We start from the raw sequence: 24,297 nt of genomic DNA on the forward strand, positions 1-24,297 counted from the left end.
CTAGCGCTTGGTTGAACAAGTGTTTTGAGAAATCGCAGAAACACAAAAGGCCGGAGATTTTCCGGCCTTTTCTATTCAAACTCTTTAACTTTACGAAGGTTTGATTAGTACAAAATCGAGTAAAGTTGACGGCGGTACTTGCTTGCTAATGCGTTACCTTGGCCAAGTGCGCTCAAGATATCCATAAAGACTTTCTTCACTTCACCGTCTTGTGCACCAAGGTTAGCTTTGAGAATGTTCCAAAGTAGCTCAAGTGCTTCTTCATCACGGCCGACTTGGTTGTATTGAACAGCAAGCTCACACGCGAGTTCTAAATTATCAGGGTTTGCGGCTAGCTCTTGTTCAAGGCGTTGAAGCTCTGGGCTATCTGCGGCTTGAAGATGTAGATCTAACTTCGCGATCAAACCTTTGTAGTAGTTGTCTTGGTATTCCAGTGGAATCGCACCCAACAGCGTTTGTGCCAATTCAAACTGCTTGGTTTCCAGTAAACAATCTGCCATCGCTAGTTTTACATCACCACGGTTTTGAAGCTCTTCCGATAACGTTTGTAGAATCGCCAAAGCTTGAGCATGTTCACCTTGTTGGAGCAGTTCGCTAGCTTGCTTCAACTGCATTTCATCTTGGCTTGGTAGATGCTTTTGCAGCATTGCCGTAATCGCGTCAATTGGCTGAGGGCCACCCATCCCATCGACTGCTTGACCATTCATAAACAATGCGATGGTCGGTAGCACTTGCACGCCGAATTGAGAAGCAAGAGCAGGCTGCTGTTCACAGTTCAATAGAGCAAGGGTGAAAGCGCCGTTGTATTGCTGAGTCAGCATTTGTAATTCAGGAATCACTTGTGCACTTTCTGGTTGAGCACTCGCCCAAAAATGAATCAACACCGGCGTGTTCATTGATCCTTCAAGCGTTTCACGGAAGTTTTGTTCTGTTAACTCAACGATAAATGGGGATTGCATCAGAGTATCCTTGCTTTTTGTTTCTTGTCGTTGATTGTAGATATGGAGTTGATATTTGGGAAATTCAAGCGATAGAAAGGAAAAACGCTGCCGAAGCAGCGTATTCCTGATAGCAAGCGAAAGTGCTATTAAATTTGGCAAGTGCAGCACGGGTTAATAGAGTCTTGTTAGACGTTATAGTTGTGTGCCGGGTGTGGTATCAAAATAGGATGAACATGGTCAACACTACACCCACACTAAGCCAGTTAAGCTGATTTAATGTCATTATTGTCTCGCGAAAATACAAAACAGAAAGGGTGGCGATACCAAATCTAAAGTGAGTATCCACATCGCGTTCAGGCTCGATGGATGAAGATACTAACCTAGAAATTGATTCGAACATTGAGGTTTTCTTAACCTACATGCTCATAATGACATCACATTGTTACGGTAAAATTACATTGTGATAAAAAGTTTTTATGCTGCTTGTCGCAAAATTTTATCAAGAAGACGAGTTGGTAATAGGCGCTTTAAAACGGCAAAGACTTTGGTTGGTGTGGTGATTCTGTAGCGAATCTTTGGTTTATCACTGTTGAGTGCGTGAAGCACGGGCTCAATACAAGATTCAGCAGGAAGCACAAACTTGTTGTTCGACTTGTCGTTATCTAAACGCTGCTTCTGCCCTTCGTAAGCTGCTCTGTGGGCGCTGCTTTCCACATCAATCCACTGCTCAAACGCCTTTAAGGCATTCTGTCTAAACTGGGTCTCTATCGGCCCTGGTTCGATCAATGCAACCTTGATGTTGGTATCCATCAATTCCAAACGTAGGGTGTCTGTCCAGCCTTCTAGCGCGAACTTAGATGCGTTATAGGCGCCACGATACTTCATGGCGGCAAAGCCGAGTACGGAGCTGTTTTGGATGATGCGCCCTTCACCCTGTTTACGCATGTGCGGTAGCACTTCTCTTACGAGTTGGTGCCAGCCGAAGAAGTTGGTTTGAAATTGTGCTTGAAGGGCCTCTGTCGGCAAGTCTTCCAAAGCACCCGGTTGACCGTAAGCGCCATTGTTGAAGACGGCATAAAGTTTACCCTCAGCTAGCTCGAGCGCTTGCGCGACGCCGGATGAAATACTCTCAGGATCATTAAGGTCAAGCTTAATACACGTTAAGCCCTCGTTGGTTAGGCGTTCGATGTCTTGGTCTTGTCGGCAGGAAGCAATGACGTGGAAGCCTTCCTTTTGCAAAGCATGGGCACATACGTAACCGATGCCAGTGGAGCATCCGGTGATAAGAACTGACTTTTTCATGGTATAGGGCTCACTGAGAGGGCGTGAGCCTTATGATTCAACAACTTCGGTCTTGAAGCAAGTGTTTGAGGGCTGGGGCAACTCTAGAGTAACTGAACTTGAAGCCGAGTTCGGTTAACTTTTTCGGCTTAGCTCGCGCACTATCGAAGAGTAGGCAAGCTGCCTCGCCCATGGCTAGCTCCATCACCCATTTAGGAGAACGCATGAAGTGGGGACGCTTTAAGGTTTTTGCTAATGTCTTGCTAAAAATACTGTTGGTAACTGGATGAGGAGCGCATAGGTTAAAGAGTCCGTGAGCATGAGGCGTTTCTAATAGGTACATTATTGCTCGCACCATATCGAGTAAGTGTATCCAAGGCATATACTGGTTGCCGCTACCCAGTGGCCCACCCAAACCAAACTTGTAGGGAGGGATCATTTTTGCCAACGCGCCACCATTTTGGCCAAGTACGATACCAGTGCGTATTATACAAACTCTAGTTTGCTCAGATTCGGCATGTTTTGCGATTTGTTCCCATTTTTCACAAACTTGATGGGCAAAGCAGTTGCTATTCACATGCAACGCTTCATCAAAGGGGTGATCCTGTTGGTCGCCGTAGTAACCAACAGCGGAACCACTTATAAACACCGAAGGTGGCTTGGTGCTGGCATGAATTAGCTCGACAATTCGCTCCGTTATTTTCCACCTACTACTGCAGATAAGCTCTTTTTGCTGCTTGGTCCAGCGTTTATCTGCAATTGGCTCTCCTGCGAGGTTAATTACGGCATCAATGTCGTTGAGATCTTCAAGGGAGTTAAGAGAGTCTAAGTATTGAATATTTCCAACATCAGCATGCTGAAGACGCTGTTTTGCCTGTGCGGGATTGCGAGTTAACAAAAGTACTTGATGAGTTGTGAGTAACTTCATCAATTCTGAACCAATAAAACCAGTGCCGCCAGTAAGCAGTATCTTCATGGTATCCCTTTGAGTTAAAGACATATTTACTCATTATAGTCTTTTTTGACTGAGATGATCAGTGATGTGTTCAATTGATGTTGATACATTGGCACATTCCCAATTTAAGTCATTGCCCTCCCACTTAGTTCACATTTTTAACATATGTAACCAAATGTTATTTATGTCGGAATATTGCTCACACTCGCTTGTTCAAAACTATGTCATTCTAAAAAAAGCACATACAAAAAAGGGAATTGAATGGCAGCATTGTTGGCACTATTTCGCGCCTGTCTAAGCAGCGCAAGGGACTTACTTCCTATTGTTGTTGTGATTACTTTTTTCCAACTGGTTGTTTTACAAGAGCCGCTACCCAACATCGCTCCAATTCTTTTCGGTTTATTGCTGGTTGTTCTTGGCCTGACGTTTTTTATTTTTGGGTTGGAAATGGGGTTGTTTCCGATTGGAGAAAGCATGGCGCAGGCTTTTGCCAGAAAAGGCAGCGTATTCTGGTTGCTTATTTTTGCTTTTTGTCTTGGCTTTGGAACAACCATCGCAGAGCCAGCTCTGACTGCTGTTGCTGATGAAGCTTCAGAAGTGGCAGCTGAGGGCGGGATGATACTCAATACCGAAGAAGCGATGGAAGAATACGCGGATGGCTTACGTCTCACAGTTGCATTGTCGGTAGGGATTGCAATCGTGCTCGGTGTTCTACGCATCCTCAAAGGTTGGCCAATTCAGTATATGATTATTGGTGGGTATATCGGTGTTGTCATTCTAACCGGGTTTGCTCCAGAGAATATTATTGGTATTGCTTACGATTCTGGCGGCGTCACAACCTCTACGATTACCGTACCTTTGGTAACCGCTTTGGGAGTAGGGCTTGCTTCTGCGATCAAAGGTCGTAATCCGATGATTGATGGTTTTGGGTTGATTGCTTTTGCCTCCCTTCTACCGATGATGTTTGTGATGGTTTATGGGATGGTGGTGGCATGATCTCATTTGCTCAGTTTTCGGATACTTTTATTTCCACCGTTCGTGATGTCGTGCCTATCGCGACCATTATTTTTGGTTTCCAACTTGCGGTATTGAGACGTCCTGTTACCAACCTCTCTAAAGTCATACTTGGCTTCTTCTACGTTATTTTAGGATTATCTCTTTTTTTAATCGGGCTCGAAATGGCGTTGTTTCCATTAGGTGAAACAATGGCGATGCAGCTAACAGCTCCTGACTTTTTGATCGAATTTAAAGTCTCACTGGGTAAAGCTCTGAGTTGGGTTGACTATTATTGGGTGTACCTATTCGCGTTTTGTATTGGCTTTAGTACCACGATAGCTGAACCTTCGCTTATCGCTGTTGCCATCAAGGCAAATCAAGTGTCTGGGGGAAGTATTAGTGTTAACGGACTCAGAATTGCGGTTGCGTTAGGGGTGGCCATTGGTATTGCTTTGGGTAGCTATCGAATTGTTGTGGGTGACCCTATTCATTATTACATCATAGCGGGTTATATAGTGGTGGTTATTCAAACACTATATGCACCAAAGTTAATCATTCCCTTGGCATATGACTCGGGAGGGGTGACGACATCGACGGTCACTGTCCCATTGGTTACGGCTTTGGGATTAGGGCTTGCGTCTACTGTACCTGGACGAAACCCGATGATTGATGGTTTTGGCTTAATCGCTTTTGCCAGTCTATTTCCTATGATTTCTGTGATGGGCTATGCCCAAATAACCCAGTGGTTGAATAAAGATACCGCGGAGGAGAAAGAAAATGCGCTTTAAATTAATTCTGGCCTTTGTGGAGGATAGCAAAACCGACACAGTGTTGGATGCCGCTCGCGAAGCAGGTGCAACCGGGGCGACGGTCATCAATAACGCCCGAGGGCAAGGTTTAAATCAAAAACGTACCTTCTTTGGTCTCACTCTTGAAGTACAGAAAGATGTGTTGCTATTTGTCGTTGAAGAGCATCTTTCGCGGCATATATTAGAAACGATCAGTGAGGTCGGAGAGTTTGACCAAGAATCCGGTCAGGGAATCGCGGTACAAATCGATGTGGAAGACGCAGTGGGTGTTGCGCACCAAGTCGAGACATTAGCAAAGGTTGTTGAGGATGAGCTATGAGTAATCAAGAAATCATTCGTATTAGAGATGTGATGGCATCCACCTACGTTATCGTTGATGGACTTATGACGGTTCATGAAGGTATCGGTCTGGCTCGAAAACATCAGGTCAAAGCATTAGTCGTCCAGAAACGCAATCAAGATGATGAGTTTGGTATTGTGCTGATGAACGACATTGCAAAAAAAGTGCTCGCCGTTGATCGATCTCCTCAAAGAACCAATATCTACGAAATCATGACTAAACCAGCGCTGACAGTCGACCCTAACATGAACGTAAAATATTGTGCGCGGTTATTTGAGCGTTTTGGTATTAGTCGGGCACCAGTGATTGAAAATGGTCAAGTCATTGGCATGGTTAGTTACAATAACATTGTCATGAATGGGATGGCGAAAGGGGAATAGCTGATCATTAATCTCATTCAAGCGACTGGGAGTGAACAGCATTATTTCAGCTATAAATCCCTTTGCATAACCGAAGTATGCATTTTATCCTTTTGCAAAGAGTAGAATTTTAAGGAAATAGTGAATGCCTTTAGTTGCCTGTCCTGTCTGCGAAAGACAGATTTCAAAACGAGCACACAGTTGCCCGGGGTGTGGAGAGCCAGATCCTCTAAATCATTTGGCTAAATCTAAGTTTCTGTCGATGACACTATGGCTAGCTGCATTGATTGGTTTTGGTTATGCCTTCTGGTTTTACCTTTTGCCTATGATGATTGAGTTTGCTCGTCAGCAGTAGTTGAATCCGTACTGAAGCTGAATCGCTGTTGAGGTTATATAAGAAAGCCGTAGAATGGCGTCATTCTTTTTGAGGAGACGATGTCGTGAAACTATTTTTTGCCTCAGATTTGCACGGTTCTTTGCCAGCAACAGAAGAAACCATCAAACTGTATTTAGCCTCTGGTGCAGAGCACTTGATCTTACTTGGAGATACGCTCAATCACGGGCCGAGAAACCCAGTGCCAGAAGGCTACAATCCGCCACAAGTGGCAGAACTTCTGAATCAATACAGTGAACAGATTATTTCGGTACGTGGTAACTGTGACAGTGAAGTTGACCAGATGCTATTGAACTTTCCAATGATGACAGACTATGCGTGGATCCTTTTAGAATCCGGCAAGCGCATTTTCTTAACTCATGGTCACTTGTATCATAGTGGTAAGCGTCCACCATTGCGTGAGGGAGACATTATTGCTCACGGCCATACTCATATACCAGTGGCAGAGGAACAAGACGGGGCTGTTATTTTTAACCCTGGCTCGATGACATTTCCTCGAAACGGTTTGCCGCGCAGCTATGGTTTGATGGAAGGTAACACACTAACCGTGCAAACGCCGGAAGGTGCAGTGCTAGCTCAAACAACGATTTAATCAACGAGTCATAGAGCACATCAGATATTAAATAATAGGGAGCCATTGGCTCCCTATTTTGTTTCTGAATGGCCTAAATCACGCTCTGGGTCGATGATGTCTCTTACTCGTTGTTTAAGGACTTTAGCCTCAGGAAAACCGCCGTCTTTTTTACGCTCCCAAATTTGCGTGCCGTTGCAAAAAATCTCAAAACGGCCACCTGTGTCCGGATGCAAGCTGATGGTTTCAATCTCTTCACTGAAAGTATGAAGCAGCTCTTGCGATAGCCAAGTAGAGCGCAACATCCAATTGCACTGGCGACAGTAGTAAATGTCTATGATGGCTTTATCCATTTCTTATTTCCTTTCTCTAAAGACTAAAGTAGCAGTTTGATGCCGACAGCAAAGGTGAGGATCTCAAACGCAATCTTGATAACGCGATTGCTGTATCGAGTTGCTGCCCACGCGCCTAAACTACCACCTAAAAATGAACTCAATAACAGCACGGGTAGCCACGTCCAATGAATCGGAGCGCCTGCGTGTACGACGGCAACACCACCAATACCATTCCAAAACAGACCGACACAAATCATGGTGTAAGCCACTGCTTGCTTGTAGTCGTACCCAAACCAACGCACGAGGAACAGCGTCACAAGGAGACCTGAACCTGCGGTCAGAGAACCATTGACTATGCCTATTAACATCAACCCCAATCCGCCCAAGATCCAGCCAAATGTATCTCGGTGGGTAGCAAGCTCGACTTGGCCAAGTTCTTTTTTAAAGCGGGAATAGATGCCAAGAGCAAGGATCATCGCACCAAGCATTTTCTCAGCGATATTGTCAGGTATTTGGACAATCAGATTCGCACCAATCACGACACCAATGCTGCCGACTAGAATCAGATAAAGTGCGACTTTCGGTTTTATTGTGCCCGCTTTGAGGTGTGTGCTTGCCGCACCTAGTCCAAGTGCCACTGAAGCCACTTTGTGTGTACCAAGTGCGACAGAAAAGGGCAAGCCGAGAAAGATCAATAGCGGAAATTGCAATAAACCAGCACCGCCACCAGAGAGGGAAGCGAGTGTATTTGCAACAAGGGAACCGAAGAAGAGAGTGAGAGTATCTAGCCAATCCATGCGTGAAATAAAGGGGCCATCTTGGCCCCTTATCATTGAATCAAAATCAGTTTCTAAACAGTACCGTAGAACCGTGGTTCAAGCTAGTCAGTAGTAACGTTTTTTCGTTAACCACGTCGATGCGACGGCTTTGCTCGGCATCCAGTCGGAAAATCTGCGTAATTAAGCGCAGCTGTTTGTCAGTAAAATCTTTTGACTGAGATGAAGAGATATCCTTGAACTCTGATGGGGTAACTAAGAGGTAATTGTCACTTACTTCCCAGCGTCCTCTTTCTGAAATGTTGATCGTGGACTCAGCAGATGAACCCTGAGCAAACAACTTAATATTTGCTACGCGAATGTAATCGCCGTTAGGTAAGTATTTGACGTTCGATTCAACGTTGACACGGCGTAATGGACCGACAGTGTCATCAGGTAAATTATCTGTAATGACGGTAACCATAGTGGACTGCCACTCATTAGAAGTCAGAACTTGTTCTACTTTTAGGTCACTGCCCCAATAAAGCCAGCTACTAAATAATGCAGACACGGCTAACACCGCAATAGCGAGTTTAATTTTCATCATGCCTCCTATTATTTGCAGATGTCAGTTGGGTCGTTTTGACCAGCAAAAATACGCAATGTCACATTTTCATATGAATGGTCCGTATCGTGAATGTAGTTCAATACAAGCTTATTACCTTGACCTCCAGTAGCGATAACTTTCACTGGCATTACATCGTTTGTATGATTTTCTACGTATCGAGCAACACATTGCTCGATGGAAGGCATCCACTGCATCAATTGAGGGTGGTTTGCCGGAGTCATAACGGGTACACCGCTAAACTCTGCAATTTGGCGAAATTGAGATTCAGCTGGTTTAGTGAGGGTAAAGACGATGATTGGCAGCAGTACAGCAACGAATAAAATGGCACGCGTGAACCAGTTGTTTTTTGAACTTACTTTTGCCGCTGAAAGTGGTGTTGCGTTGCCGCTTACTGAGCTTGGATCTGTTGATACAGAGTCTTCAACCTGAGGTTGCGCTTGAATCTCTTCGGTAACATTTTCCAAAGTGCTTTCTTCAGCGTCGACATCTTCAAGCTCGGCATTTGGCTCTGAGGTTGGAGTGCTCATTCTTTCGACACTACAAATCAACTGATAGCCGCGTTTTGGTACCGTTTTTACAAACTCGGGGGATTTTGTTGAGTCCTTCAACATTTTTCGCAATGTAGAAATCGCTTGAGTTAGGCTTGAGTCATCCACCTCAAAGCCTTGATCTCGCCAAACAAACTCATGGAGCTCATGGCGGGTTAATACTTCATTTGGTCTCTCTGAAAGCATAAGCAGAATTCGACTTTCATTGCTTCCTAAGCGAACAACTTCATTGCCACTTTGTTGGTCAGCGAGAGAATTGCTATTTGGGTCAAAGATAAACCTTTGAGCAAGTAGGAATTTGGTGCCGATGTTAGTCATTTAGTTCTTCTTAGATGGATGATTTTGTAATAGTGGTGATTTGCATCGCATTTATTCTGCAATAACAAGATCAAAATAGTGAATTTTAGAAGGTTTTATGCATCAAGGATAAACAAATTTTTCTAAAAAAACACCGTTTTTACCAATATTGACCTTGAATTTACATTTGTCAGCCACATGTTAAATAGCATCTCACGTTGGCATTGAATGATTAAATGCCTATCAGGCTACGCCAATTATGGCCGTTAATTTAGATATATGGAGCAAACATGAGCGAGACCGTATCTCAAAACAAAGAAACTCGTGGCTTTCAATCTGAAGTAAAACAGCTACTTCACCTTATGATTCATTCTCTTTATTCGAATAAAGAGATTTTCCTGCGCGAATTGATCTCAAATGCGTCTGATGCATCGGATAAACTGCGTTTTCAAGCGCTATCTAACCCAGACTTGTTTGAGGGCAATGCAGACCTTGGTGTCAAGCTTGCGTTTGATGAAAGCGCGAACACATTAACCATCTCTGATAACGGCATCGGTATGAGCCGTGATGATGTGATTGAACACTTAGGTACGATTGCAAAATCAGGGACGGCAGAATTTTTCTCAAAATTATCTGATGAGCAGAGTAAAGACTCTCAGCTAATTGGTCAATTTGGTGTTGGTTTCTACTCGGCGTTCATCGTTGCCGATGCGGTAACTGTTCGCACTCGTGCAGCGGGTCTAGCGGTTGACGAAGCGGTTCAATGGCATTCTGCAGGTGAAGGTGATTACACCATCGAGACTATCACCAAAGACACTCGTGGTACGGATATCGTGCTACATATGCGTGAAGAAGGTAAAGAATTCCTAAACGAATGGCGTCTGCGTGATGTGATCAGCAAATACTCTGATCATATCGGTATCCCGGTTTCTATCCAAACAGCGGTTCGTGATGACGAAGGTAACGAAACGGGTGAGAAGAAGTGGGAGCAAATCAACAAAGCCCAAGCGCTTTGGACGCGCAATAAGTCAGATATCTCTGAAGAAGAGTACCAAGAGTTCTACAAGCATGTTTCTCATGACTTTGCTGATCCTCTTACTTGGAGCCACAACCGGGTAGAAGGTAAGAACGACTACACGAGCTTGCTCTACATCCCAGCGAAAGCACCATGGGACATGATGAACCGTGACCATAAATCAGGCTTAAAACTGTATGTACAACGCGTATTCATCATGGATGACGCTGAGCAGTTTATGCCTTCTTACTTGCGCTTTATTCGTGGTTTGATTGATTCAAACGATCTGCCTTTGAACGTATCACGCGAAATTCTGCAAGATAACAAGGTTACTCAGTCACTTCGCAACGCATGTACCAAGCGTGTGCTTACTATGCTTGAGCGTATGGCGAAGAATGATGAAGATAAATACCAATCATTCTGGAAAGAATTCGGCCTTGTGATGAAGGAAGGCGTGGCAGAAGACATGGCAAACAAAGAGAAAGTTGCCGGTCTATTGCGCTTTGCCTCTACTGAAGTGGACTCTGCTGAACAAACCGTTGGTTTGGCTTCTTACATTGAACGCATGAAAGAAGGCCAAGATAAGATTTACTACCTAACGGCAGACAGCTACGCAGCGGCGAAGAACAGCCCGCATCTAGAGCAGTTCAAAGCGAAAGGCATCGAAGTTATTTTGATGTTTGACCGCATTGATGAGTGGCTGATGAACTACCTGACTGAGTTTGATGGTAAGCAGTTCCAGTCGATTACTAAAGCAGGTTTAGACCTAAGTAAGTTTGAAGACGAAGCGGAAAAAGAAAAGCAGAAAGAAACTGAAGAAGAGTTCAAATCTGTTGTTGAGCGCACCCAGTCTTACCTAGGCGACCGAGTGAAAGAAGTTCGTACGACGTTCAAACTTGCTGCTACGCCAGCGGTTGTCGTGACGGATGATTTCGAAATGGGTACGCAGATGGCGAAGCTTCTCGAAGCCGCCGGTCAAGCGGTACCTGAAGTGAAGTACATCTTCGAAATTAACCCAGAGCATGAACTAGTGAAGCGCATGGCGGACGAAGCAGATGAAGAAGCATTCGGACGTTGGGTAGAAGTGTTACTAGGCCAAGCAATGCTGGCAGAGCGAGGTTCGATGGAAGATCCAACGCAATTTGTCGGTGCCATCAACAAGCTTTTGACTAAGGTTTAATAGTCAAATATCAGCAAAAAGCTCGCAAAATGCGGGCTTTTTGTTTGCTACCGCATAGATTCACACTTTAAGTGTTGAGTTAGTAATCAATAAGACAAGAAAGCAGGCATTGCTAACATTCTTTAGTCTTAACCTGCTCATTGCATCGTTAACCTGTGTTAGAATCGCAACACTTGAATGTGAGTAATAAGGCGTGTATTTTGGCTCGCCTAAACGTTATACCGAAACTTATCGTTGCCAGTGCTTCGCAGGATTGATTCCTGGAAGCCCAGCTATTGTGAGCTTCGGTATAAATCTTAAATATTAAAGAGGATAAATCATGCGCATCATTCTTCTAGGTGCTCCAGGTGCAGGTAAAGGCACACAAGCAAACTTCATCATGGATAAATACGGTATTCCACAAATCTCTACTGGTGATATGCTTCGTGCTGCTATCAAAGCAGGTACAGAGCTTGGTAAACAAGCTAAAGCTGTTATCGACGCTGGTCAGCTAGTTTCTGATGAAATCATCCTTGGTCTAATCAAAGAGCGTATTGCTCAAGACGATTGCGAAAAAGGTTTCCTACTAGATGGTTTCCCTCGCACTATCCCTCAAGCTGACGGCCTAAAAGAAATGGGCGTTGACGTAGACTACGTTATTGAATTTGACGTAGCGGATGACGTGATTGTTGAGCGTATGGCTGGTCGTCGTGCTCACCTTCCTTCAGGTCGTACTTACCATGTTGTTTACAACCCACCAAAAGTGGAAGGTAAAGACGACGTAACGGGTGAAGACCTAGTTGTTCGTGATGACGACAAAGAAGAAACAGTACGTGCACGTCTAGGTGTTTACCACGAGCAAACAGCGCCACTTATCAACTACTACGGTAAAGAAGCTGAAGCAGGTAACACTAAGTACCTTAAATTCGATGGTACTAAGCAAGTTGCAGAAGTAAGCGCAGATATTGAGAAAGCACTAGCATAATTTGCTAACGGCAAAATTTAATATTTTGATATATTTAAAAGCGACCTTTGGGTCGCTTTTTTATTTTTGCCTGTAAGTACGATGAACCATCTGGTTCGTTCCACCGTACAAAGCAAGCCGATCACCATGAATAGGATGTTATGAAAAACAACAATAATAAACAGGGCGTGTTATTGGTTAACTTGGGTACGCCTGATGAGCCAACTGCACCAGCTGTAAAACGCTTTTTAAGTCAGTTTCTTCATGATCATCGTGTCGTTGATATGACGCGTTGGCTTTGGTGTCCAATTCTTCACGGTGTCATCTTGCCAATTCGCTCACCGAAAGTTGCCAAGCTGTACCAGTCAGTCTGGATGGAAGAGGGCTCGCCTTTAATGGTGTACTCAAAACGACAAGCTCAGAAGTTAGCTGTTGCCCTCGATATGCCAGTTGAGTTGGGTATGACTTACGGCAACCCAAGCTTACAATCAGGCTTTGAAGCGCTGCAGGCTCAGGGGGTAGAGGAAGTGATTGTATTGCCTCTTTACCCGCAATACTCTGGCACAACGACGGCCGCCGTCTCTGACGGTATGACGAAGGCGTTCAAAAAAATGCCTGTAATGCCAGAGTTTAGCTTTATCCGTGATTACCACAACCATCCCCAATACATCGCTGCATTGGCGCAATCGGTGCGTGACCATTGGGCAGAGCATGGCCAAGGTGATTACTTGCTGTGTTCTTACCATGGTATTCCTAAACGATACGCAGATAATGGTGATATTTATCCTAAGCATTGTGAAGAGACGACACGTTTGCTTGGTGAAGCGCTAGGCTTGAATAAAGAGCAGATCGGCATGACGTATCAGTCTCGCTTCGGTCGCGAAGAGTGGCTACAGCCATACACGGATAAGACCCTAGAAGTGCTACCTAGCCAAGGTAAGAAGAAGCTGAACATTATAACCCCAGCTTTCTCGGCGGACTGTTTAGAAACGCTTGAAGAGATCTCTGAAGAGTGTCGTGAAATCTATCTAGAGGCTGGTGGCGAGAGCTTTAGCTATATCCCTTGTTTGAACGACAACGATGATCACATCGAAATGATGACTGAGCTTGTTCGTTCTAAGCTATAAAGCTTAATCCAAATCTATCACCAACGTCGTTTGAGTGTCAGAAAACAAAAAGGGTCGCGATTGCGACCCTTTGTTTTTATTTGCACTTTATATTAAGCAACTTGAGTTTGTTGCTCTTCAATTTGTTCTGCTGTGCTGTGCGTGTTTTCAGCACCGTGCATCCAACGAACTAGCGTGTTAGAGAACAACAGTAGAACCACGCCTGAAATTGTTGCAGTAACTGCGATGCCACTGAAGATAGCTAGCGCACCAAGTTCGCCCACGTGAGAGCCTACGTAACCTGCAACGTAGTTTGCGATCGCGTTACAACCAAACCATGCACCCATCATAAGCGAAGCAAGACGTAGCGGAGCTAGTTTTGTTACTAGAGATAGACCGATAGGAGATAGACACAGTTCACCAAGGGTATGGAAGAAGAATGCGCCCACTAGCCATAGCATTGATGTTTTAACAGCAGTGTCACCACCTTGTTCCATAACTGCACCAACCATGCATAGGAAGCCTAGAGCTAGGAAGAACATAGCTAAGGCAAATTTCATTGGTGAGTTTGGTTCACGTTTGCCTAGTTTTACCCAAAGTACTGCTAATACAGGAGCAAGGGTGATAATGAAGAATGGGTTTAGTGATTGGAACCACGCTGCTGGAACTTCAAAGCCACCGATCATGCGATCCGTGTATTGCTGCGTGTAGATGTTCATTAGACCACCAGCTTGCTCAAAGCCAGCCCAGAAAACGATAGTAAACAAACTCATCACTAGGATAACTTTGATTCGATCCACTTCTTCTTTCGTTAGTGGCTCTTTTTTCTCTGAATTCTTGTTTGCTAGATCGCGTTTTGCTGCTGGTTCACGGCCGATATCACCAAGCCAAGACTGAGCGAATGTCATTTGCATAACAAGGCTGACAAGCATACCAATACCAGCGGCAACAAAACCTGCTTTCCAACCAAATTCGTTAGTTACTGAGCCTGATACAACGCCAGCAAGCAATGCACCGATGTTGATACCCATGTAGAAAATAGTGAAAGCACCATCACGACGGTTATCACCTTCTTGATATAGGTCACCTACCATCGTTGAGATGTTTGGCTTAAACAGGCCGTTACCAGCAATAAGAAGTCCAAGACCTAGGTAGAAAGTGTGAAGAGAACCAAGACCTAGAGCATCTGCAGGCATCGCTAGCGTGAATTGACCAACAGCCATCAACGCACCACCAATCAGGATTGAGCGGCGTTGACCTAAGTAGTTATCCGCAAGGTAGCCACCGATAAGAGGAGTGATGTAGACAAGTCCAGTATAGATGCCGTAAAGATCTAGAGCATCTTTAGTCGACCAGCCAAGACCACCGTTCATGGTTGTGTCAGTCAGGTAAAGTACTAGAATGGCGCGCATTGCGTAGTAAGAAAAGCGTTCCCATAGTTCAGTTCCGAACAATAAGAACAAGCCACGTGGGTGACCAAAGTATTGATGTTGGTTTGACATAAGCTCTTCTAATAGTAGTTATTACATTTTTTAACGAAATCTACGTATACATTGCAATTTGTGCGATGACAAATAATAAAATTTCATGTTTCGATAGTAATCCTTTGCTAAGTTGCTGTTTTTGAGTGTAAATCCAGTGTTTTTGTCGGTGTAATGTTTGTATTACAAACTTACTTTTCAGTTTTGGTTATAGACTTTTGCGGCGTTGGGTTGTTTTAAGTTATTGATTTCGTGGATGTGTTTTGGTGTTACGTATATGATTTTGATCGGGAATGACTCGTTTTCTTGATAATGCTACGATAATTAAAAAAGCAGTAGGCGAATATAAAAAATGAAACGTTGGTATTTGATTTATTGTAAGCGTGGTGAGCAGGCTAGAGCGAAACTGCACTTAGAGAACCAATCGGTAGAGTGTTTCTATCCGACGGTAGAAGTCGAAAAGATTTTACGAGGGAAAAGGCAGGTCGTTAATGAGCCTCTTTTCCCTTCCTATGTTTTTGCTAAGTTTGACTATGAGCAAGGACCAACATTTACGGCAGTTCGTTCAACTCGAGGTGTCATTGACTTTGTTCGCTTTGGCTCACAACCCACAGAAGTGGATGGAGCATTGATTTCTGAACTAAGGGAATCGGAACATCAAATCGAACAAGTAACAGCCAGTTGCTTGCCAAAGCAAGGAGACATGATTCGTATTAAGAGTGGTCAGTTTGCTGGTATAGAAGCGATCTTCCAAGAAAAAGATGGCGAGAAGCGTTCAATGATGCTGGTGAAAATGATTACGCAAAGCGTACCTGTCAGTATTGAGAATAAAGATCTCGACTTGTGATGCTAGGGTCTGTTGATCTTTCGCGGTTAAATTTTGTTCGGATGGGGACGCCTAGTCAGAATCGTTTTAGGCGCGGCAAGAAGTATAAAACGATTCTAACCGAACCCTTCGGGCAGCCTTTGTGGTTCATTTCTACAGCGTTATCGGCTTCTCATGTAGGCTAGCTACACTTCAAAGCCTCTGCCTTGTAGAAATTTCCCACAAAGTGCTGCAAAAATCAGCTCAAAAGATCAGCAGGCCCTAGTAAATAGAAAAAGAGGTGCGAAAGCACCTCTTTTTGATCGTGTTTATCTTACCTGTATTCAAGGCTGGGGGAGCCAGCCCTAATAAAAGCTCAATAAGATTAGTATGCGTCGTTGTGAACGGTCTGTACTGCACGACCCGATGGGTCGACACAGTTTTGGAACGACTCATCCCACTCGATCGCTTTAGCCGAAGAACACGCTACTGACGGACCACCAGGAACACACTCTGCAGCAGATGGCAGTGGGAACAACTCTTCGAAGATCTCGCGGTACACATAACCTTCTTTCGTCGTTGGTGTGTTGTAAGGGAAGCGGAATTGCGCCGTTTCCATTTGTTGATCCGTTACTTTCTGTTCTGCAACTTCTTTGAGCGTATCGATCCAGCTGTAGCCTACACCATCAGAGAACTGTTCTTTTTGACGCCATGCGATCGACTCTGGAAGGTAGTGCTCAAAACATTCGCGAAGAATGTGTTTTTCCATCTTGCCGTTGCCACACATCTTGTCTGCTGGGTTCAAGCGCATTGCTACATCAATAAACTCTTTGTCTAGGAAAGGTACACGGCCTTCTACACCCCATGCTGCTAGTGACTTGTTAGCACGTGCACAGTCAAACATGTTCAGAGCAAGCAACTTACGTACAGTCTCTTCGTGGAATTCCTTCGCGTTTGGCGCTTTGTGGAAATATAGGTAACCACCGAAGATTTCATCTGCGCCTTCACCTGACAGTACCATCTTGATGCCCATTGCTTTGATCTTGCGACCCATTAGGAACATTGGTGTTGAAGCGCGAATCGTTGTTACGTCGTAGGTTTCAATGTGGTAAATCACATCACGAATCGCATCTAAACCTTCTTGAATGGTGTATGTCATCTCGTGGTGAACCGTACCAATCTGGTCTGCAACTTCACGAGCGGCTTTCAAGTCTGGTGCACCTTCTAGGCCCACTGCGAATGAGTGCAGTTGTGGCCACCATGCTTCAGATTTCTCATCGTCTTCAATACGCATCGCTGCAAATCGTTTTGCAACTGCTGATGTGATAGAAGAATCCAGACCACCAGAAAGAAGTACACCGTATGGCACGTCTGTCATGAGCTGACGCTTTACTGCTGCTTCTAGCGCTTCAGTTAGCTCTTCTTTGCTTGTGCTGTTGCCTTGTACGGCTGCATATTCGTTCCAGTCGCGGGTGTAGTAACGCTGAGGCTCCGCATCTGCACTGCTGTAGTGACAACCTGGAGGGAACTCACTCACGGTTTTACACACGGGTACTAGTGCTTTCATTTCTGATGCAACGTAGTAGTTGCCGTGCTCATCGTAACCTTGGTAAAGCGGAATGATACCGATGTGGTCACGACCTACTAAATACTCGTCTTTTTCTTCATCGTAAAGTACGAATGCAAAAATGCCGTTTAGTTCTTCCAGAAGGTCAGCGCCCATGTCTTGGTATAGCGCTAGGATCACTTCACAGTCTGAATCGGTTTGGAATTCGTACTTGCCTTCGTAGCGAGCACGAATCTCTTTGTGGTTGTAGATTTCACCGTTTACAGCAAGGATGAGTTTTTTATCAGGGCTGTATAGCGGTTGGGCACCACTATTTAGACCAACGATCGCCAGACGTTCATGCGCTAGGATTGCGCGCTCTGATGAGTAAATACCAGACCAGTCGGGACCACGGTGACGAAGCTTTTTCGACATCTCAAGTGCGATAGGGCGCAATGCCGCTGCATCGCTCTTAATGTCTAAAATGCCAAATACTGAACACATACAACATCCTTTTTAAACTAAACAATTTTTAATCGGTATGGATTCAATTTGCCATTCTGAGTAAAAAAAGCAACGTTTTGTGATTAAAAAAATGATAAAAAGGCTTGTTGATTAGATTTTATTTAAAAATTATCCATCTTTAATGAATGAGATCAAGGTTTGGTTTAAGAAATGTACAAAAAAGCCCTCTTATTGAAAGAGGGCTTGGTAAAAATATCCACCTCGATGCTTATTTCATCGGCGTAAATTGAGGTTGAAGTTGATCGCAAACATGACGTGCAAAACCACTACCAGCTTCGCTATAGATGTTGAATGCGGCATCGACGCCGGTCTCTAGCAAGCCTTCAAGTTGATCTGGGTATTCGGCAATCGCTGCAATTTGCCCTTTATAGTTTCGACTCTGCAGCTGCTCTAGCGCAGTTTGGTTACCTTGGTGATGCGGCATCGCCAATAAAACCAGTTTGACGTTTGCTGTATCTAAAATACGCTCCCAGAAATCTGGGTCAGTCGCATCGCCAGAGATGACATTGCGGCCTTCAGAGCGATGCTTGTGAGCGGCGTCTTCACGAACTTCGACGCCGAGCGAAATCTTACCGTAGCGAGCGCGTAATTCGTCGTAAGCACCAGTGCCAATTCGACCCATACCAAGGATTAAGACTTGGGCATGGCCGGGATTGATGAGTTGGTCGCGTTGGTTCAGTTTTTCTGCTGCAGTTTCTTGCAACCATTTGCCAGAATGTTGGTAAATCTGGTGGCCAAGTCTGTTCAGCGGGGCTGAAATGATGAATGAAATAGACACCGCAACAGCAATTGCTGCCAGCATGTCGCTAGGCATCCACCCCATCTTGTAGGCCAAGCCACCAACAATCAAACCAAATTCACTGTAGTTGAAAAGTGATAACGATGTCAGCAATGAAGTACGCACACGGAACTTAAAGTGGTTGATGGTCAGGAAGTAGAGCAAGCCCTTGATTGGCAGCAGCAGAATAAATAGCAGTGCTAAGCCAACACCTGTAAAGCTCAATGACGCAGATAAACCGATGTTAAGGAAGAAACAGACTAAGAAGAGCTCTTTCATATTAAAGAGTGATTTTGATAGCTCAGACGCTTTACGGTGACCAGCCAGTAGCATACCTAAGATCAAAGCCCCTAAATCTGGTTTCATACCGACCAGTTCAAATAAGCCTGCACCAACCACTAACGCGAAAAAGATGCCGAACAGAACCAGCATTTCACCGTGACCTACTTTATCGAGCAGCTTGTAGAACAATGGACGAAGGAGCGGTAATGCAAATAAACCTATGGCGTACCACTCTGGAATCTTGCCTGTAGAAGCCGTAAGGAAGACCACAGCAAAAATATCCTGCATAACCAGAATACCAATTGCTAACGTACCGTAAGTAGCATTCATCTCACCTTTTTCTTGTAGAGTTTTAACGGCAAATACGGTACTTGAGAAAGATAGCGCAAAGGCAAGTAATAGGATCTGACTGTGATCCATGGTGGCAAGGGATGAAAGCCCAAGCAACTTCAGCCCAACGAGAACCAGCGCAAAGAAAAGAGTCGAGAGAATATTGTGCGCTGTAGCACCGCCCCAAATTTCTTTAGAAAGCAGCGTTTTTACATCCAGCTTTAAACCAATGGTGAAAAGCAGCAAGGTCACACCAAGATCTGCGAGCGTGACAATGACGTCATTACTTTGGTAGCCAAATGCATGCAAGCCAAAACCTGCAAGTAGGAAGCCGACCAAAGGGGGGGGAGGTTACATTTTAGAGCGATGAAGCCGGCGATAAACGCCGTTGTAATTAGAATAATTTCCATACTGTTGAGCTATATTCCTGATATACAAAAACGGGCTGTGAAACCACAGCCCGAGATTGTAACTCAATTGGTTGTATAAACTTAGTCTTCTAGCAACTTTTGTAACAAAACTCCGTTCAACATAGCGCGTTTGATCATCGCAAAGGCACCCATTGTCGGTTGTTTATCAATAAGAGATGCGACAATAGGCAGCTCATTGTGGAATGTTTTAAGTGACTGGTTTTCAACATTACGCTGGATAGCAGGGAAAACAATTTCTTCTGCTTCAGTAATATCGCCGGCAATGACTATTTTCTGTGGGTTAAACAAGTTAACAGTAATCGCAATGGCTTTTCCTAACTGGTTGCCCACACGAACTAAGCTTTGCTTCGCTAATTCGTCACCGTTTATTGCATGCGTGCATACATCTTCAATGGTGATGTGCTCAAGCTGGGTAAGGCTAGATTCGTAACCTTGTGCAATCAGCTTTTTCACTCGTTGAACGATAGCTGGGTTTGCTGCTACGGTTTCTAAACAACCGAAGTTGCCACATTGGCATTGTTCGCCAAGCGGGTCGATTTGAATGTGACCAATTTCACCTACGTTGCGGTTAAAGCCGAGGAATACTTGGCCATTCACAATGATACCAGCACCGGTACCACGGTGAACACTGACAAGGATTGAGTCTTGGCAATCTTGGCTCGCACCAAAGTAGTGTTCAGCCAGTGCCATACCACGCACGTCGTTACCAACAAAACATGCGGTATTGAACTTTTCACGAATGATCTCACCCAAGGCTAGGTTATCAATATCTGTGTTTGGCATGTACTCAACTACGCCGGTGGTAGGGTTTACCAAGCCAGGAAGCGTAATGCCAATAGCAATTAATTGATCGATCTTATCGTGGCAGCGATCCACAAATTCTTTTAACAAATCGACCAAACCTGCAATGAGGTCTGCTTGATTGGTGTAGTGAAGTTCGTGTTGGTCTTCTGCTAGTGCGGTGCCACCGAGGTCATACAGACAAAACTGAACATAGTCTCGTCCTAATCGAACAGCGATGGAGTGAAAAGGTTTTACTTCAGTGGTCAGCGAGATAGCTCGTCGACCGCCGGTAGAAGCTTGTTGCGCGACTTCTTTGATTAAGCCGCGCTCTAAAAGTTGGCGGGTTATTTTGGTAACACTCGCTGGAGCGAGCTGACTAACATCCGCGACCTGAATACGGGAGATTGGACCTTGTTGGTCAATCAGCCTATATACCGCAGCGCTGTTAAGCTGTTTTACTAAATCTACATTACCAATCTGTCCGCCATTCATGCTTAATTTTGCTCGTATTGTCCGTTAACAACCGTCGCTTTTACATTGAAGTCACGATCGAAAACGGTCAGGTTAGCTACCATTCCTTTTCGAATACGACCAAGACTGTCTTCAACACCGATTGCGGTTGCTGGATACAGCGTAGCCATTCGTAGAGCTTCGTCTAAAGCGATGCCTGCGTGCTCAACTGTATTCTGAACTGCTTCAATCATAGTCAGAGCTGAGCCGCCTAGTGTGCCATTTTCATCAACACACTTACCATCTCGGTAATATACTTTCTTACCGACAAAAATAAAGTGATCAATGTTAGCACCTGCTGGAGCTGTGGCATCCGTCACCAAAACAAGCTTTTCACCTTTGATTTTATGAGCAATTCGAATGTTTGCGTAATCAACGTGGAAGCCGTCAGCAATGATACCTGCGTAAACTTCAGGAGTGTCGTAAATCGCACCAACTACACCTGGTTCACGACCAACCATTGGTGTCATTGCGTTAAATAGGTGGGTAGCGAAAGTGATACCTGCGTCGAAGCCTTGACGAGCTTCTGCATAAGTCGCGTTGGTGTGACCAATAGAAACCACGATACCAGCCGCTTTCAAACGAGAGATGTGCTCTGGGTCATTTTGCTCTGGTGCTAGCGTTACTTTTGCGATGATGTCAGCATTCGCACAGATCAGGTCAATCATACCGTCGTCAGAAGGGCGGATGAAGTCAACGCTGTGAATACCTTTTTTCGCTACGTTTAGGTACGGACCTTCAAGATGCAAACCTAGCGATTGGTTTTGGTATTTATTGTGGTACTCGCGGGCCGCAGCAATCGAAGCACGCATGTCTTCGTCTGAAGAAGTGATAAGAGTAGGTAAGAAGCTTGTACAACCAGACTTAAGGTTAGCTTCATGCATAATCTGCATTGTTTCTGGAGTGATTTCATCATTCAACATCACGCCGCCGCAGCCGTTTAGCTGAAGGTCAATAAAACCTGGGCTTAGGTTGGCACCTTCTAGGTTTCTAATTTCCATACCTTCTGGCAGTTCAGTAACTGGCACTACTGATTGAATCTTGTCGTTGTCGATGATGACCGCATGATCGGTAAGAACATCACTACCGGTATAGATTTTACAGTTACTTAGCGCATACATAGTCAGCTAATCCTTATACGTGAGAATTTAAATTCTTCCTCGTTATCTAATAGCGATGAATGCGAACCTAATCGGTAACTTACTTTGTGTTACTGAATTAGATAACGAGTTAAATACAGCAAGTCGCGTTTTATCGATGTCATTATCAGAGTAACCAACTGAAAAACATAAAAGTAATTGGTTTTTATGATTGTTTTTCAGAGCGAAGTTACTATGAATCATCTATTGAGATACCAAAATAACACTGATTCTGTCTTGCATAAAGTGCGAGAATCTTATCTTTAAAACGCCATTTTTTCGTATAATAAAATAAGTTTTATGATCTCGCTAGCAAAAACCTTTTGGAAAGGCAAAAACTGGTGATTATGATCACAAACAATGAGCTTTTAATTTGCGGAGCAAAATTAATGTCATAAACTGAGAACGACTAAATTGAACGACTGAAATAAGTCTTTCGACAAAACATAAAATCCTATAGGGGGAACTTAAGGTGAATATTCTTGGATATGCGCAAAAGTTAGGTAAAGCTCTTATGCTTCCTATCGCAACGCTTCCAGTTGCGGCGCTTTTACTACGCTTAGGTCAAGGTGACCTATTAGACATTCCATTTATGGCTCAAGCTGGTGGCGCGATCTTCGGTCAGCTTCCACTTCTATTTGGTCTAGGTATTGCGATTGGTCTTTCTAAAGACGGTCAAGGTGCTGCAGGTCTAGCTGGTGCAGTTGCTTACTTCGTAATTACAGCAACAGCGACCACAATCAACGCTGACGTTAACATGTCATTCTTCGGCGGTATCATCGCTGGTATTATCGCTGGTCACTCTTACAACGCTTTCCATGCTACACGTCTTCCTGAGTGGTTGGCATTCTTCTCTGGCAAACGTCTAGTACCAATCATGGCGGGTCTATTCTCGCTAGTAGCTGGTGCTGTTGCTGGTGTTGTATGGCCAACAATCCAAGGCGGTCTTGACGCGCTAGCTCACGCAGTTTCTACTTCTGGTGCTATCGGTCAGTTCGTATACGGTACTCTTAACCGTGCACTTATCCCTGTAGGTCTACACCACGTACTAAACTCGTACTTCTGGTTCGGTATGGGTACGTGTCAAGAAGTTCTAGTTTCTGGCGCAACGGCTGCTGGTCAAGCTCTTCCTGCTCTACAACAGCTTTGTGTTGACCCAGCTCTAGCTAAGACTCTTGTTGCTGGTCAAACTCACACATTCGAATTTGCTAACTCTGTAACTCCAGAAATCACTGCAACAGTTAAAGAAGTAACAGAAACTGTTAAATCTGGTGACCTACACCGTTTCTTCGGCGGCGATAAGAGCGCTGGTGTATTCATGAACGGTTTCTTCCCAGTAATGATGTTCGGTCTACCTGGTGCAGCTCTAGCTATGTACCTAGCAGCACCTGCTGAAAAACGTAGCCAAGTTGGTGGTGCACTATTCTCAGTAGCATTCTGTTCATTCCTAACAGGTATCACTGAGCCACTAGAGTTCATGTTCGTATTCCTAGCTCCAGCTCTATACGCAATGCACGCAGTATTTACTGGTCTATCTCTAGTAGTTGCTAACATGTTTGGTACACTGCACGGCTTCGGCTTCTCTGCAGGTCTTATCGACTTCGTATTGAACTACGGCCTAGCAACTAAACCTCTACTATTGTTCGCAATCGGTCTAGGCTTCGGTGCTCTATACTTCTTCACATTTAGCTTCGCAATCCGCGCATTCAACCTGAAATCTCCAGGCGTGAAGACGATGACGAAGATACATCTGCTGCTCCAGCTGGTGATGCGAAGAAAGGTGACCTAGCTCGTCAATACCTGAAAGCGCTAGGTGGTCATGACAACCTAACTTCAATCGACGCATGTATCACTCGTCTACGTCTTACTCTTAAAGACCGCTCAGTAGCAGACGAAGCTGTACTTAAGAAACTAGGTGCGAAAGGTGTCGTTAAGCTAGGCGAAAACAACCTTCAAGTTATCCTTGGTCCTCTTGCTGAAATCGTTGCTGGTGAAATGAAAGCAATCGGTGCAGGTGAAGACCTATCAGATGTAAAACTTCCTTAGTTACATCAAACTGACTCTCTATGATTGGGCCTCCTTCGGGAGGCCTTTTTTCGTTTTTAAGACGATGAACTGCTGAGCAATCAAGCTAACACGATAAATAATGGCTATTTAAAGCGAGATCTTGTTGTCTAATTACTAATAATTGTGGATCATTAGGAGCAATGCACTCTGTAAAACCATAGCGGTTA

At 44.5% G+C, this 24,297-nt stretch carries 22 protein-coding genes and 2 pseudogenes; 11 read left to right on the forward strand and 13 right to left on the reverse strand.

The window, feature by feature from the left end; all coding sequences use genetic code 11:
* Positions 1 to 104: 104 nt before the first annotated feature.
* The 4 genes from B853_RS03840 to B853_RS03855 form a co-directional block, all read right to left on the reverse strand.
* The gene (locus B853_RS03840) at positions 105 to 959 is read right to left on the reverse strand and encodes a thioredoxin family protein (RefSeq protein ID WP_038885305.1); all 855 of its coding nucleotides are present in this window, start codon (positions 957 to 959) and stop codon (positions 105 to 107) included.
* Between the two features lie 199 nt (positions 960 to 1,158).
* On the reverse strand, positions 1,159 to 1,341 hold the full coding sequence (locus tag B853_RS25925) for a hypothetical protein (protein WP_077201018.1): 183 nt from the start codon (positions 1,339 to 1,341) through the stop codon (positions 1,159 to 1,161).
* A 74-nt stretch (positions 1,342 to 1,415) separates the two neighbouring features.
* Positions 1,416 to 2,243, reverse strand: a complete 828-nt coding sequence (locus B853_RS03850; RefSeq protein WP_010446761.1) for an SDR family oxidoreductase — start codon at positions 2,241 to 2,243, stop codon at positions 1,416 to 1,418.
* Positions 2,244 to 2,280: 37 nt separating this feature from the next.
* Entirely contained in the window at positions 2,281 to 3,198 is a 918-nt protein-coding gene (locus tag B853_RS03855; protein ID WP_038885316.1) for a TIGR01777 family oxidoreductase, read from the reverse strand.
* A gap of 240 nt (positions 3,199 to 3,438) precedes the next feature.
* On the opposite strand from B853_RS03855, the gene B853_RS03860 reads away from it, so the two are divergent.
* The 6 genes from B853_RS03860 to yfcE all read left to right on the forward strand — a co-directional run bounded on the left by B853_RS03860 (position 3,439) and on the right by yfcE (position 6,667).
* On the forward strand, positions 3,439 to 4,173 hold the full coding sequence (locus B853_RS03860) for a DUF1538 domain-containing protein (RefSeq protein WP_010446766.1): 735 nt from the start codon (positions 3,439 to 3,441) through the stop codon (positions 4,171 to 4,173).
* Positions 4,170 to 4,961, forward strand: a complete 792-nt coding sequence (locus B853_RS03865) for a DUF1538 domain-containing protein (protein ID WP_038885304.1) — start codon at positions 4,170 to 4,172, stop codon at positions 4,959 to 4,961. Before B853_RS03860 ends, B853_RS03865 begins: the two co-directional genes overlap by 4 nt.
* On the forward strand, positions 4,951 to 5,301 hold the full coding sequence (locus tag B853_RS03870; protein ID WP_010446770.1) for a P-II family nitrogen regulator: 351 nt from the start codon (positions 4,951 to 4,953) through the stop codon (positions 5,299 to 5,301). Before B853_RS03865 ends, B853_RS03870 begins: the two co-directional genes overlap by 11 nt.
* On the forward strand, positions 5,298 to 5,702 hold the full coding sequence (locus B853_RS03875; RefSeq protein ID WP_010446771.1) for a CBS domain-containing protein: 405 nt from the start codon (positions 5,298 to 5,300) through the stop codon (positions 5,700 to 5,702). The genes B853_RS03870 and B853_RS03875 overlap by 4 nt, the downstream gene beginning before the upstream one ends.
* 124 nt (positions 5,703 to 5,826) lie before the next feature.
* Positions 5,827 to 6,036 carry a hypothetical protein gene (locus tag B853_RS03880; protein WP_010446774.1) on the forward strand — a complete coding sequence of 70 codons (210 nt, stop codon included), beginning with the start codon at positions 5,827 to 5,829 and terminating at the stop codon, positions 6,034 to 6,036.
* A gap of 85 nt (positions 6,037 to 6,121) precedes the next feature.
* Positions 6,122 to 6,667 carry a phosphodiesterase gene (gene yfcE / locus B853_RS03885; protein ID WP_038885303.1) on the forward strand — a complete coding sequence of 182 codons (546 nt, stop codon included), beginning with the start codon at positions 6,122 to 6,124 and terminating at the stop codon, positions 6,665 to 6,667.
* Positions 6,668 to 6,720: 53 nt separating this feature from the next.
* On the opposite strand, the gene B853_RS03890 is transcribed toward yfcE, so the two are convergent.
* From B853_RS03890 to B853_RS03905, 4 genes are read right to left on the reverse strand one after another with little or no spacing between them, the layout of a single operon-like run.
* Entirely contained in the window at positions 6,721 to 6,999 is a 279-nt protein-coding gene (locus B853_RS03890; protein ID WP_038885302.1) for an Rdx family protein, read from the reverse strand.
* Positions 7,000 to 7,022: 23 nt separating this feature from the next.
* Positions 7,023 to 7,778, reverse strand: coding sequence for a sulfite exporter TauE/SafE family protein (locus B853_RS03895; RefSeq protein WP_038885301.1), 756 nt, complete (start codon positions 7,776 to 7,778; stop codon positions 7,023 to 7,025).
* A 46-nt stretch (positions 7,779 to 7,824) separates the two neighbouring features.
* Complete coding sequence (locus tag B853_RS03900) at positions 7,825 to 8,340, reverse strand: regulatory protein ToxS (protein ID WP_038885300.1); 516 nt, start codon at positions 8,338 to 8,340, stop codon at positions 7,825 to 7,827.
* An 11-nt stretch (positions 8,341 to 8,351) separates the two neighbouring features.
* Positions 8,352 to 9,230 (reverse strand): transcriptional regulator, encoded by an 879-nt coding sequence (locus B853_RS03905; protein WP_038885299.1) that lies wholly within the window; start codon positions 9,228 to 9,230, stop codon positions 8,352 to 8,354.
* A gap of 269 nt (positions 9,231 to 9,499) precedes the next feature.
* On the opposite strand from B853_RS03905, the gene htpG reads away from it, so the two are divergent.
* The 3 genes from htpG (at position 9,500) to hemH (ending at position 13,474) form a co-directional block, all read left to right on the forward strand.
* Entirely contained in the window at positions 9,500 to 11,404 is a 1,905-nt protein-coding gene (gene htpG / locus B853_RS03910) for a molecular chaperone HtpG (protein WP_038885298.1), read from the forward strand.
* Between the two features lie 319 nt (positions 11,405 to 11,723).
* Complete coding sequence (gene adk / locus B853_RS03915; protein ID WP_005425498.1) at positions 11,724 to 12,368, forward strand: adenylate kinase; 645 nt, start codon at positions 11,724 to 11,726, stop codon at positions 12,366 to 12,368.
* Between the two features lie 140 nt (positions 12,369 to 12,508).
* Positions 12,509 to 13,474 (forward strand): ferrochelatase, encoded by a 966-nt coding sequence (gene hemH, locus B853_RS03920; RefSeq protein ID WP_038885297.1) that lies wholly within the window; start codon positions 12,509 to 12,511, stop codon positions 13,472 to 13,474.
* A 92-nt stretch (positions 13,475 to 13,566) separates the two neighbouring features.
* Here hemH and B853_RS03925 read toward each other — a convergent pair whose 3' ends face one another.
* Positions 13,567 to 14,955 (reverse strand): peptide MFS transporter, encoded by a 1,389-nt coding sequence (locus B853_RS03925; RefSeq protein WP_038885296.1) that lies wholly within the window; start codon positions 14,953 to 14,955, stop codon positions 13,567 to 13,569.
* A gap of 331 nt (positions 14,956 to 15,286) precedes the next feature.
* On the opposite strand from B853_RS03925, the gene rfaH reads away from it, so the two are divergent.
* The gene (gene rfaH, locus B853_RS03930) at positions 15,287 to 15,781 is read left to right on the forward strand and encodes a transcription/translation regulatory transformer protein RfaH (RefSeq protein WP_010446786.1); all 495 of its coding nucleotides are present in this window, start codon (positions 15,287 to 15,289) and stop codon (positions 15,779 to 15,781) included.
* A gap of 343 nt (positions 15,782 to 16,124) precedes the next feature.
* Here rfaH and asnB read toward each other — a convergent pair whose 3' ends face one another.
* The 4 genes and pseudogenes from asnB to nagA all read right to left on the reverse strand — a co-directional run bounded on the left by asnB (position 16,125) and on the right by nagA (position 22,045).
* Positions 16,125 to 17,789: an asparagine synthase B gene (gene asnB / locus B853_RS03935; RefSeq protein ID WP_010446787.1), complete on the reverse strand. Its 1,665-nt coding sequence runs from the start codon at positions 17,787 to 17,789 to the stop codon at positions 16,125 to 16,127.
* Positions 17,790 to 18,018: 229 nt separating this feature from the next.
* Positions 18,019 to 19,610, reverse strand: a pseudogene (locus tag B853_RS03940) (cation:proton antiporter domain-containing protein).
* Between the two features lie 81 nt (positions 19,611 to 19,691).
* Entirely contained in the window at positions 19,692 to 20,906 is a 1,215-nt protein-coding gene (nagC, locus tag B853_RS03945; protein ID WP_010446789.1) for a DNA-binding transcriptional regulator NagC, read from the reverse strand.
* Between the two features lie 2 nt (positions 20,907 to 20,908).
* Positions 20,909 to 22,045, reverse strand: a complete 1,137-nt coding sequence (nagA, locus tag B853_RS03950) for an N-acetylglucosamine-6-phosphate deacetylase (RefSeq protein ID WP_038885294.1) — start codon at positions 22,043 to 22,045, stop codon at positions 20,909 to 20,911.
* Positions 22,046 to 22,535: 490 nt separating this feature from the next.
* On the opposite strand from nagA, the pseudogene nagE reads away from it, so the two are divergent.
* A pseudogene (nagE, locus tag B853_RS03960) lies at positions 22,536 to 24,109 on the forward strand (N-acetylglucosamine-specific PTS transporter subunit IIBC).
* Positions 24,110 to 24,297: the final 188 nt, after the last annotated feature.

Source organism: Vibrio rotiferianus CAIM 577 = LMG 21460, assembly GCF_002741985.1.
Lineage (GTDB): Bacteria > Pseudomonadota > Gammaproteobacteria > Enterobacterales > Vibrionaceae > Vibrio > Vibrio rotiferianus.